At 64.7% G+C, this 12,077-nt stretch carries 8 protein-coding genes; all 8 read right to left on the reverse strand.

The window, feature by feature from the left end; all coding sequences use genetic code 11:
• Nucleotides 1-361: 361 nt before the first annotated feature.
• On the reverse strand, nt 362-2,653 hold the full coding sequence (locus XcyCFBP4188_RS20760) for a TonB-dependent receptor (RefSeq protein WP_006450050.1): 2,292 nt from the start codon (nt 2,651-2,653) through the stop codon (nt 362-364).
• A gap of 151 nt (nt 2,654-2,804) precedes the next feature.
• Nucleotides 2,805-3,911, reverse strand: a complete 1,107-nt coding sequence (locus XcyCFBP4188_RS20765) for an S-(hydroxymethyl)glutathione dehydrogenase/class III alcohol dehydrogenase (protein ID WP_006450049.1) — start codon at nt 3,909-3,911, stop codon at nt 2,805-2,807.
• 35 nt (nt 3,912-3,946) lie between these two features.
• Entirely contained in the window at nt 3,947-5,020 is a 1,074-nt protein-coding gene (locus tag XcyCFBP4188_RS20770; RefSeq protein WP_043908285.1) for a beta-propeller fold lactonase family protein, read from the reverse strand.
• Complete coding sequence (locus XcyCFBP4188_RS20775) at nt 5,017-5,667, reverse strand: c-type cytochrome (RefSeq protein WP_046932498.1); 651 nt, start codon at nt 5,665-5,667, stop codon at nt 5,017-5,019. Before XcyCFBP4188_RS20775 ends, XcyCFBP4188_RS20770 begins: the two co-directional genes overlap by 4 nt.
• 37 nt (nt 5,668-5,704) lie before the next feature.
• Nucleotides 5,705-7,480, reverse strand: coding sequence for a quinoprotein dehydrogenase-associated putative ABC transporter substrate-binding protein (locus tag XcyCFBP4188_RS20780; RefSeq protein WP_043909869.1), 1,776 nt, complete (start codon nt 7,478-7,480; stop codon nt 5,705-5,707).
• Nucleotides 7,477-9,495 (reverse strand): methanol/ethanol family PQQ-dependent dehydrogenase, encoded by a 2,019-nt coding sequence (locus XcyCFBP4188_RS20785; RefSeq protein WP_323699513.1) that lies wholly within the window; start codon nt 9,493-9,495, stop codon nt 7,477-7,479. Before XcyCFBP4188_RS20785 ends, XcyCFBP4188_RS20780 begins: the two co-directional genes overlap by 4 nt.
• Nucleotides 9,496-10,515: 1,020 nt before the next feature.
• Nucleotides 10,516-11,139 carry an HAD family hydrolase gene (locus XcyCFBP4188_RS20795; RefSeq protein WP_006452544.1) on the reverse strand — a complete coding sequence of 208 codons (624 nt, stop codon included), beginning with the start codon at nt 11,137-11,139 and terminating at the stop codon, nt 10,516-10,518.
• Nucleotides 11,140-11,297: 158 nt separating this feature from the next.
• Nucleotides 11,298-12,017, reverse strand: a complete 720-nt coding sequence (locus XcyCFBP4188_RS20800) for a hypothetical protein (RefSeq protein ID WP_006452545.1) — start codon at nt 12,015-12,017, stop codon at nt 11,298-11,300.
• Nucleotides 12,018-12,077 lie beyond the last annotated feature (60 nt).

Here is a 12,077-nt window from a genome sequence, read left to right on the forward strand (position 1 = left end):
AACTGCTCACGGCTGATGTCACTGGGATAGCGTGCTCTCATCTCCATATGATCGGATATTTCGGGCAGACTTTGAACAGGTTCTGATAACGCCGCGGCCGATCATCGTCCCGATGCACCCGAGCAACAAGCAGCTTTTGACACGACCACCGACTCACTCTCTGGTGCGGTGGCCTCGCCGATTGCGGGACCATGTGGCGGCATGGATGCCGCCACTGAGCCTCCAGGGATGGATTCACGGCGTGTCACGCAATCGGCGAGGACACCGCGCGCTCGACCAGCGCGGCTTGGGATCATCCAGATAACGAGAAGGGCTTACGACTTACGAATCCCTAATCACGAATCCCCAATCCCAGCCCCACTCATAACGCCCAGCGCACGCCGATCAAATACTGCCGCGGCACACCTGGCGCGAGAAAACGGGCCGGGCCGGTTTCCACTGCCGCATCCTGCGGGCGCGCAAGTTCGCCATCTGGGAAGACATCTTCGGCCACTGCCGCATATGTCGCGTAGCGGCGGTTGAAGACGTTGTCGACGCGGGCAAACAGCGATAGCCGGTCACTGAATTGCCAACGTGCCTGCAGGTCTACCAGCGCATAGCCGGCGGTGCCGATGTCGATACGCTCGGGTGCGGGTTCGCCGTCTTCGGCGTTGTCGACCTGGCCATCTTCATTGCCGCTGGCCACGCGCCCGGAGACTGCACGCACACCAGCGCCCAAGGTCAGCGCATCGCGCTGCCATTCCACCCCGAGCTTGAGGTTGTGGCGCGGCAATGCGGCGATGCGTAAGCCGGGACGCAAGGTGATTACACGCTCGCCGGAAAGCAATTCGCCATCGCTGCGATAGGTCGCATCCAGAAAGCTGTAGCCGGCCGACCACTGCCAATCGCCGCTGCGCAGGCGTAGCGACAGATCTGCGCCTTGATACCGGGTGCGGCCGACATTATCGAAGTAACCCAGCTGTGTGTCCGGCGCGCGCAAGAACAAAATATCGTCGCGATTGTCGGCGCGATACACCGACACCGTGGCATTGGTGTTGGCCGACGGCGTCCAGCGCGCGCCGAGTTCGTAAGTGCGCGAAATGATCTGCTCAAGGCGCGGGTCGGCTTGCAGGCCGGTCGGCAAGCGGCATGGCTGGGTGGGATCGGCGCAGCCCAATTCGATCGCGGTTGGCGCACGGCTGTTTTGCGCGACCGAGCCGTATAACGTCAGCCCCGAATCGAGCCGATGGGTCAACCCCAACGAGGGATTTGCTTTCGCATAGACGAAGCGCTCGCGCGGGCGGTCGCCGTCTTCGGCGGTGGAAAGAATATTGTCCACCACCACATGGTTCCAGCGCACTGCAGCGGTGAGATGAGTAGCAGCGTCCAGCGCCCAGGTGTCGGCGACGAACACACCCAGCGTTTTGGTGCTGCCGCGCACGCCGGAAAAGAACGCGCGCTCGGCATCCGGATCGGCGGCGACCGAGCGGTCTGGCTGCACCCAACCATCGCGGACGAATTGCTGATACCGCACATGGCCGCGATCGAAGGTCACGCCGGTGCTGAGTGCATGCGCGCCCCATTGTCTGCTCAGGTTGAGCGCAAAACCCTGCGCTTCCTGGCGCATCTGGGTGGTATTGAGCGCGCCGCTGGGCAATGCATCGGCATCGGCGCGTGCCACATCGCAATCGGCATCCAGTGCGCTGCCATCGGCGGCATAACCCGATGCGCATTCTTCGACGAATTCTTCGTAGTCTTCGCCGATATCGCCATTGACGGTGTCGCGACGACCCACGCGCGAGTAGGCCAGTGCGTGCAGTGCGGTGTCCGCGTCGAAACGATGGTCCAGCTGCGCGGTGAACAACGTATTGCGATTGCGGGTGAGATCGGGCGAGGTGTACACCGAGCGGCGGTCGGCGCGATACAAGCCGGGCTCGGGGCCATCGTCGGTGTAGCGCGTATCCGGCAACAAGCCATTGCCGATCAGGCGGCTGCGCCCGTGCAGCACCGACAGGCTCCAATCGGTCTGCTCGCCTTGCTTACCGACCTTGCCGAACAGCGTGCCAAGGCGACCTTCGGAGGCATCGCGCCAGCCGTTTTCATCGAAGCCGGTGACCGCGACAAAGCCATGCCACCCGTCCTGACTGACGAGGCCGTAACTGGCGTCCAGCCGCTTGCGTGCGCCGCTGCCGATGCTCACTTCGCCCTGTAATCCAGGTGCGGTCAAACCGGAGGCGGTGGACAGCACCACCGCACCACCGAGCGTGTTCGGCCCGAACAAGGGATTGGAGCCGGGCATCAGGGTCACCGCGTTGATTGCCGACTCGGGCAGCATGTCCCAGCTGACGATATCGGCGAACGGTTCGTTGAAACGCACGCCATCCAGATACACCGATACCCCTTGCGAGGCGCCCGGCAAGGCGGAGGCGCGAAAGCCGTGGAAGGTGAGATCGTTCTGGAACGGACTGCCTTGCACATCATTGCCGTCCACACCGACAAAGCGCCGCTGCAGCAGATCGCTGAGGTTGTTGCTGCGCCCGCGCGACAGCTCGCCATTGGTGGCCGATTGCACCATGTACGGCAACTGCGCCGCGTCGATGGTGGTGCCGGGAATCGGTGTGGCGGTGACCTCGATACGGTCCAGCCAGGTCACCTGCGGCGCGTCTTCGGCCATTGCAGTGCCGATCGTACCAGCGCACAGCAGCGCTGCGCAGGCGCAGGCAAGCCGATGTCGTTGCAATGCATTGCGGCCATGGCGTGCGGCGCGAAACGGCGGTGTGCTGCGATACCCCAGTAAGTGATGCGTCGACCTCATGTTCTCTCCCTCAATAAAGCACGATCGATTTGATGCCGCGCGCTGCACGCAGATCCGCCAGCGCCTGATTGATGTCGTCCAACGCCAGGGTGCGCGTGATCAAAGGCGCCAGCTGGATGTCGCCTTGCAGATAGCGCTCGACGTAGCCAGGCAGCTCGCTGCGCCCTTTTACCCCGCCGAATGCGCTACCGCGCCAGACCCGCCCGGTCACCAGTTGAAACGGGCGCGTGCTGATTTCCTGCGCGTCGTCGGCCACGCCGAGAATGACGCTCTCGCCCCAGCCCTTGTGGCAGCACTCCAGTGCCGCGCGCATCGCACCGACATCGCCGACGCATTCGAAACTGTGGTCGGCGCCGCCGTCGGTGAGGTCCACGATCACCTGCTGGATCGGTGCGCCGTAGTCGCGCGGATCCAGGCAATCGGTGGCGCCCAACGCACGCGCCAGCGCGAATTTGGCTGGATCGATATCCACTGCGATGATGCGCCCGGCCTGCGCCAGCACCGCGCCCTGCACCACCGACAAGCCGATGCCGCCCAGCCCGAACACCGCCACGCAATCGCCGGGCCGCACATGCGCGCTGTTGAGCACCGCACCGACACCGGTGGTGACCGTGCAGCCGAGCAGGCAGACCTGATCCAGCGGTGCATCCGGATGGATACGCGCCACCGCGATCTCCGGCAACACCGTGTATTCGGAAAACGTGCTGGTGCCCATGTGATGCAGGATCGGCCGCCCGTTCAATGAAAAGCGGCTGCTGCCATCGGGCATCAGCCCGCGCTCCTGGCTGCCGCGGATCGCCTGGCACAGGTTGGTGCGACCGGAGCGACAGAACTTGCACACGCCGCATTCGGGCATGTACAGCGGGATCACGTGATCGCCGACACGCACGCTGGTGACGCCGATGCCCACGGCTTCGACGATGCCGGCGCCCTCCTGCCCCAGGATCACCGGAAAGCTGCCCGCGTGCCCGTGCGCCAATGCATGCGCATCGCCATGGCAGATACCGGTGGCGACCAGGCGCACCAGCACCTCGCCGGGCCGCGGCGGCTGCAGGTCCACCTCTTCGATGGTCAGCGGCTGGTGCGGACCCCATGCCACCGCAGCGCGTGTCTTCATCCGGCCTCCCTGGCGCGCGTCGGCATGGCCGCCGCTCAGCGCGCGATCACCACGCCCCACGGCAATTCGCCGACGGGGATCTGTTTGATCTGTTGCAACGTCGCGGTGTCGATCACGCTCACCGTGTTCGAGCGCCCGTTGGCGACATACAGCTTGTCGCCGGCCGGTGTCAGCGCCGGATTCCACGGCCGCAGCCCCACTGCAATTTCGGCAAGACTGCGTGCGCTTTTGGTGTCGATCACGCTGACCGTGCCGGCACCGCCATTGGATGCGTACAACCGCGCGCCATCGGCCGACAACGCCACCCCCGCCGTGCGCACGCCGGCCGGCAGACTGGCGCGGCGTTGCCGCGCTTTCAGGTCGATCACGTCCACCACGTTGGCGGTTTCCTGCGCGATGTACACGCTATGCCCGTCCGGTGCGAACGCCATGCCGCGCGGATGGCCGCTGGTGGCGACCACACCGCGCGATTGACGGGTGGCCAGCTCGATCATGTCCATGTCGTTGGAGCCTTCGTTACTGGTGAGCAACCACTGCCCGTCCGGCGTATAGGCGCAATGCTCCGGCGCCTGCCCGCGCGTGGCGATCACCTGCTGCAGCTTGAACTGCGCGGCATCGATCAACATCACCTGATTCTGCCCTTCCACACACACCGCGAACTGTTTGCCATCCGGCGACAACGCGATGCCTTCGGCGTTCTCGCCGATCTGCACGCTGCGCAGCACCGCATCTTTTTCGGTATCGAGTTCGATCAAACGATGATGCTCGGCATCGATCAGATACAGATGCCCGTGCGGGCCCGGCAACAGCTGCTGCAGGCGTTTGCCGAGCTGGCCTTGCGCACTGAGCGTGCGCACCACCGTATCGGTGTGCGTATCGATCACCGAGACCGTGCCGCTGCGCTGATTGGGCACATACGCAAACACCGGCGGTATTGAGGGCGCCGGTGCTGCTGCAGGAGTTGCTGCAGGGGTCGCAGCAACCACCGTCGCAGGTGCGGTGCTCGCCGCAGGCGCAACAGCGTCGCGCTGGCAGCCCGCCACTGTGAGCAGCGCGCCCAGCACCATTGCGACATAGACGCGCTGCCACCTGATCAGCGCTGACCTCATTGCGCCTTGCCCGCAGTCTTGTTGATCGAATGGATGAAGGCGAGCAATTTTTCGGTGTCGCCCGGCTTGAGCACCGGCGCGAACGGCGGCATCTGCCCGACCACTTTTTCATGTCCAACGCGGGTCTTGCCGTGGGTGATCATCGCTGCCGTGCCTTCGCTGATCAGCGCGCGCAAGGTGTCGTCGTCGCTGCCATATACCCAGATATCGTTGGTCAACGGCGGGCACATGCCACCGCCACCGGTGCCACCGTGACAGGCGTTGCAACCGGCCGAGAAATAGATCTTCTTGCCTTCGGCAATCAGCTCGGGCGTGACCTTGACCTCGGGTCCCTTCGGAATCGGCACGACCGCAGCCGGCGGCGCCGGTGCCGTGGCCGGATCCGGCGCGGGCCCGGCGGCCGGGTTGGGCACCCCGGCGGTCGCCGCTGCAGGCGCAGCGGTACCGGTAGCCGGCGCAGGCGTATTGGCAGCCGGCGGAGCGGCCGCCTCAGATGCGGGCGCTGATGGCGGCGCCTCCTTGCCGCACGCGGCCAGCACAACGCTGAGCATCAACGCGCACAGCGGTGCGCGCATGGAACGATCGAAACAACCCACAGTGGACTTGCGCATGGACGAACCTTTCTGATCGGAGGGAACACCGCGCACCCCGTGCACGCGGCAGGTGACACAGTCATTGCCGAAGTCATTGCCGAGACGGACGCTTGGCCTTTGTGAGCAGCGTGGCCAGCGCGGTGTCGCCGCGTGCCTGCGCCAACGCGGCGGCGGTCTTGCCATCGCGATTGCGTGCGGCAGGATCGGCACCGGCCGCCAACAAGCGCTTGGCCACTGATTCGCGCCCGGCCGCTGCGGCCAGCATCAATGCGGTGACGCCGGCCTGGTTTGCGTGGCCGACGTCGGCCCCGCGTGCCAGCACCGCATCGAGAATCGCCGGGTCGTCACGCGCTACCGCAAACATCACCGGCGTGAACCCGGTGGGATTGGCACGCCGCGCGTTCGCACCCGCTGCCAGCAATGCCTGCACCACGCCGACATCGGCGTAAGACACCGCCAGCTCCAGCGCGCTCCAGCCATCGCTGGAGACGGTGTCCACCGGTGCACGCTTGCCCAGCAACTTGGCCACACTGTCGGCATCGTTGGCCCAGGCCGCCTTCATCAACGCGGTCCAGCCGCTGCTATCGCGCGCATCCAGGCGTGCACCGGCATCGAGCAACAGGCTGACCAGGTCCGGTTCCTGATTGCGGATCGCCTGATGCAGCGGCGGCTCGCCGAGCAGGTTGGGACGATTGGCATCGGCGCCATGCCGCAACAGCCACGCCGCACGCACGCCATCGCCGGCATCCAGCGCATGCGCCAGTTCCTGGTTCGGGTCGGCACCGTCGGCGATGCGCAGTTGCAGCTGCGCCAGTTCCTGCGACGACGCGGCCGGGCTCGGCGCCTCCGAGACCGGCGTCGGCGTCGCATACGGCCCGTGCGATGCCAGATCGCCTGCCACCACGCAGTCGCTACACCGCACCAGCGGCACGTGGTAACTGCGCAGAATTTCGGCGATCTTTGCCGCGCTCTGTTGCAGGGCCGTGTTCAACGCATCGCGCAGGTCTGCGTTCTTGCGCGACACCGCCCACGCCATCGAGTACTCCAAGACCGAATCGTCGATGGTGTTGAGCGGCACCACGCCCAGCCCGCTGCGTTGCGCGTAATACCCGGCCACCGGGCCCCAGGATTCGGCCGCATCCAGTTCGTTGGCGGCGACGCGTTCGACCAACTTGCCGGGATGTTCTTCCGGCGCGGTGGCCGAGTCGTAAAACAGATACTGCACATCGCCGCTGATGCCGTGCTCGTATAACGCCTGGCGTGCGGGCGAGCTTTGGAACACGCCCAGCCGCAGCTTTTTCAGTGCCGGGTCGTCCAGCGAGGTCGGCACCAGATCCAAACCCTTGCGCGTCACCAGCACATAGGCCGAGCGATACAGCGGGCGCGTGGTCAGGCCCTGCTCGAAATCGCTGTTGAGATCCATCAACACATCGCAGCGGCCGGCATTGATGGTGCTGCGTGCCAGCCCGCGTTGGTAGTAGGTGCGCCACTCGTATTCCAGGCGCCGGCCCATGGCATCGGCCACGACCTGCGCGATCTTGTTCTGGAAGCCCTCGCCGGCCTTGTTGGACAGCGGCATGTTGCCCGGGTCGGCGCATACCCGCAGCACAGTGGGATCGGGCGCAGGTGGCGGCGTGTTGGCCGGCGTTTGCGCGGAGGCTGGCGCTGCAGTGGATGCAGGCGCCGCTGTGGGCGCCGCACCGGAATCAGAAGCGCGAGCCGTCGGTGAGGACGGCTCGCGTGTGCAGCCTGCGGCGACGAGTCCGAGGCTGCAAAGCACCAGCAGCTGACGCAGCTGCCGGCTCATGCCACGCGTACCGGCAGCCAGCTGCCGGTGCGCGCTTGCAACGCCTTGCCTGGATCTCATCGTGCGGTCTTCGCTGCGGCGTTGGCGGTGCCGCCACCTGCGGCCGCGGTAGCGGTGGCACTGGCGGTCACGGTCTTGCCGGCGCCATCGATGCGGAAGGTGTGCACCATGCCGCCGAGCGGGATCTTGTCGAAGCCGGCACCGAATGCCAGACCGGCTGCGCCCAGCGCGCCATACGGATCGGCCGGGTCCAGACCTGCGGCGACCGGCAGGCCGATCCAGCCACCGATGCCGGAGAACACTGCCACGTACTGGTGCCCATTGGCCTTGTAGGCGATCGGGTTGCCGATGATGCCGGAGGGCAGTTTCATCTCCCACAGCTTCTTGCCGGTGTCCTTGTCCACCGCACGGAACCAGCCATCCAGCGTGCCGTAGAACACCAGCCCGCCATCGGTGACCAGGGTGCCGCTCCACACCGGGAACTTCTCCTTGATCTCCCACTTGGACTTGCCTTCCACCACATCGAATGCCTTGACGATGCCCAGTGCACCCGGCTCGTTAGGCTTCATCATCACGTTGGCGAACACGTAGGGCAGACCCATCATGGTGTTGCCGCGTTCCTGCGGTTCCAGCTCCATATGCCAGTTGTTGGTGCCGCAGAAGAACACCGCCGAATTGGCAGGGTCCACCGAGCACGGCTGCTGGTCCTTGCCGCCCATTGCCGAGGGGAACGCCTGCACTTTCTTGCCGCGTTCCAGTGGCGAATGCGCGGCCACCTTGACCGGGCGGCCGGTCTTCATGTCGATGCGTTCGGCCCAGTTGGCCGGCACGAACTTGTGCGCGCGCAGCAAGGTGCCGTCGCGACGATCGAGCACATACGCAAAGCCGTTACGATCGAACTGCACCACCGAGGGAACTTCCTTGCCGTCGATGGTCAGATCGACCAGGATCGGCTCGTTGATGCCGTCGTAATCCCACTGGTCGAACGGGGTCTTCTGATAGCCCCACACCGCTTCGCCGGTATCGATCTTGCGGGCGAACAGGGTCATCGACCACTTGTTGTCATGCTCGCCGTTGTTGCATTCCTCCTGCGAAGTCTTGCCGCAGCGATACGACGGGCTCCACAGACCGGGATTACCGGTGCCGTAATAGAGCAGCTTCAACTTCGGGTCATAGCTATACCAGCCCCAGGCCGCGCCGCCGCCGCGCTTCCATTCGTCGTTGGGAAAGGTCTTCACACCCAGATCGCCGAGCTGGCCATGCTGCGGGTTGGCCTTGTTGAAATCCGCACCCAGGCAGATCGATTTATCGGTACCGGCCGCATCGCAGGACCACACCTGCTTGCCATCGGCCAGGCTGTAGGCCGCCACGCGCCCGAGCACGCCGAACTCGTTGCCGCTGATGCCGGCGATCACTTTGCCGTCGGCAATGATCGGCGCCATGGTGATGGTTTCGCCCTTGTCCGGATGCCCGAGTTTCTGCTTCCACACTTCCTTGCCGGTCTTGGCATCGAGTGCGATCACATCGCCGCTCAGGCTGCCGAACACCAGCTTGCCATCGGCATACGAAGCGCCGCGGTTGACCGTATCGCAGCACGCCACCGCCACCGAGCGTTCGTCCTGTTGCGGGGTGTATTTCCACAACACCTTGCCGCCGTCGTCCTGCGCTGCCAGGTCGATGGCAAACACGTTGTTCGGGTAGGCACTGACCATGTACATGATGCTGCCGATCACCAGCGGCTGGCCTTCGTGGCCGCGCGTGGCATCGGTCTTCATCTCCCACGACATCTTGAGATTCTTGACGTTGTCGCGATTGATTTCGGCCAGCGGGCTATGCCGGGTAAGTGCGAAGTCGCGCCCGATGCCGCCCCAGTTATCCGGGTTGCTGGCATTGGTGGTGAATTCGCCATCGGTGTCGACCACGGCGGCGGCCGGCGGCGCAGCGGCGGGCGCGGCTGCCGGTGCGGGCGCTGCAGTTTCAGTGGCGGCGTCCTTTTTACAGCCGGACAGCGCGGCGCTCAGCGCAAGCATGAGCAGCGCACCGCTGCGAATGCTGCGACAGGAAGATTGATGCATATGCGTCTACCCCTTCGATTGAACAACCAGTTGGTTGAAACATCCGCAGCGCAGGCACTGTTGCAGCCAGTTGCGTCGCAGACGTCGGAAACGTCGAGGGAGAAGAGAGCAAACGCCATGCCAGTGCACTGGTGCGATGCACCATGTCGGGGCAGCGGGGCTTTGCTGTGATGGCAGTCGCTTGAGCGAGGCGCACTGTCACGGTTTTGGCACAGTTTGCACCGGGCGTGCTGTTACATCGGTGGTGCAGATGGTTCGGTTTTGCCAGTCAGCAAGTGCCATGGCAATGACTGCGGGTTTTGCTCGCTGCTGGCTGCATCAGGTCGCGTCCGCAGCTTTTGCTGGCACGCCTTGTTCCAACACACTGCATGTAAATCAGGCCCCGTTTTTCCGTCAGACATCGACCGAAATCGTTGGCGCTTGCGCGCGTACCGGCGTGGGACCTTACGCGGCATGGATGCCGCGTAAGAGCCTACACGGACGTACTTGCGGCGTGTCCTACGCTGGTACGCGTGCAAGCGCCCTCAGCAGATCGAAGTCTTAGCGCACAACCGGCAGGCGTCATGCGCAGGGTTCATCGATGCGCGGCGCCGCATCCGGGAGCGGGACACGCCGTGAATCCGTCCGTGGAGGCTCGGTGGCGGCATCCATGCCGCCACACGGTCCCGCACCCGGATACGGCACCGCGCTCCCACTGTTCGCGCCTGCTGGTTGGCAAGCACTGCAGGTCGATGCCATGCATTTGGACTTACGCATTCGATGTCGTCGGCATCGATATTTTCGTGGCCGAGGGTCACTGTTAGTCAGGTGGACGTTTGATGTTGCGCGATAACGTCCCTGGGAACTTTCATGCGCCGTGTGGCGCGAGTCACTTTCTCTGCTTGCCCGCCATTGCCATCGAATACATCGGGCAAGCTCCGCGATACGGAGTCCCTCGTCATCCTCATCCAAAGACAGTGCGACGAGCGCTGCATCGCAATCGATCCATCCGCACTTTGCGCCTGCTTGCCAGACAGCGCGCTAGCCTTTCCACCGCATCAGCAACTGCGTGCAATCCTGCAGACGCCAGTCGGCAAAGCCGGGCCAGGGGTCACCCGGCGTGTTGACCAGCACCGTGCAGGCGCCAACGGCACGACCGCAGGCCAGGTCGTTGTGGTGGTCGCCGACCATCACCAATGCCGCACCGTCGACCGACCAGCGTCGTTCGAAATACTGCAGGCCATCGGGCGCGGGTTTGGGCGCGGCCTCGTCACGGCCGACGATGGTGTCCCAGGCAAATGCATCGTGCAGGCCGATCGCCTGCAACGTCAGCTGCGCCAGTTCGCGTGCGTTGCGGGTAAGCATGCCGAGTTGGCATCCGGCCGCCTGCAATGCACGCACCAGTTCCACTGCACCGGGCGCGGCGCGTGCGGTCCATGCGAGCTCACGCTCGTGCTCGAGTAACCATGCGTGTTTGGCAGCAGCCTGGTCGGCAGGTAGCGATGCCAGGTGATGCAGGATGTCGGCCTCGGACGGGATCTCCAACACGCGTCGAATCAATGCGAAATCATGCACGGCTTCGGTCAACGTGCCATCCATGTCGAAGACCCAGTGGCGGTAGTCGGACAACGCGGGAGATGTCTGTGTGATGGTCATGCAGTCCATACGTGCATACGTGCGAAGACGTGAGAGTGGTGAACGCAACACGGCAGGCAATCGTCAGGCGAATGCACACCTTGCGCAATCGCCAGGATAGACGCGGGGCACACGCCGATGCAGTGCACCGACCGCGCGTCTATGTGCCGCGCGGTCGGCAGTGGCGTCTACTTCCAGCCCGGCATCTGCGTGTTATCCAGCCCACCCACTTCGAACTCGGCGGTACGCGTGCCGCCGGCTTTCACCGGGAACGCGATGCTGACGCGCTTGGCATTGCGCACCAATTTCCACAGCGCCTTGTCGTCGTCGATGAACATCGCAATCGCTTCATCGGTGTCGGGGCGATGCGCGGCCATCGGGCGCGCTGCGCCGCCGTCGGCCGAGACCTGCACCTTGCAGCCGCTGTAGCAGTTGAAGTCGCCGGCCTTGAGCACCAGATAGCTGTGGCGCTTCCACTGCGGGTGATCGCGGAACACCAGGCTCACCGGCTTCGGGCCGCTACCGTCCACGTCCACGCGTTCCTTGGCATCGATCATCGCCGAGCGCTGCGTGCCGCCCTTGGCCGGCACCTGCGAGTACTGCCATAACGCCTGCATGCGGCGCAGTTCGCGCGCCTGCTCGCCCTTGGCCTTGATGTCGGCGTAACCGGGCTCGATGCGCGTGGCCGCAGCGGTGCCGGCGTAGCCTTCCAGCAACGCGGCGCCATGCGCGCGTGCCATATCCCAGTTTTCAGCCTTCACTGCCTCGTCGTATTGCTTGGCGAGCGCATCGGCTTGCTGTTCCTTGGCTTGTGCCTGCGCGGTCTCCTGCGCCTGACGTTGTGCCTCGCGGTCAGTACATCCACTCAATGCAGCGACGCACAGGGCCGCGCTCAGCAGATACTTCATCGTCGACTCCGGGGCGAATTCAATGGCAACGATACCAGCCTGCCCCGATGGAATTGATCA

This window comes from Xanthomonas hortorum pv. cynarae, from assembly GCF_002939985.1.
Classification (GTDB): domain Bacteria; phylum Pseudomonadota; class Gammaproteobacteria; order Xanthomonadales; family Xanthomonadaceae; genus Xanthomonas; species Xanthomonas hortorum_D.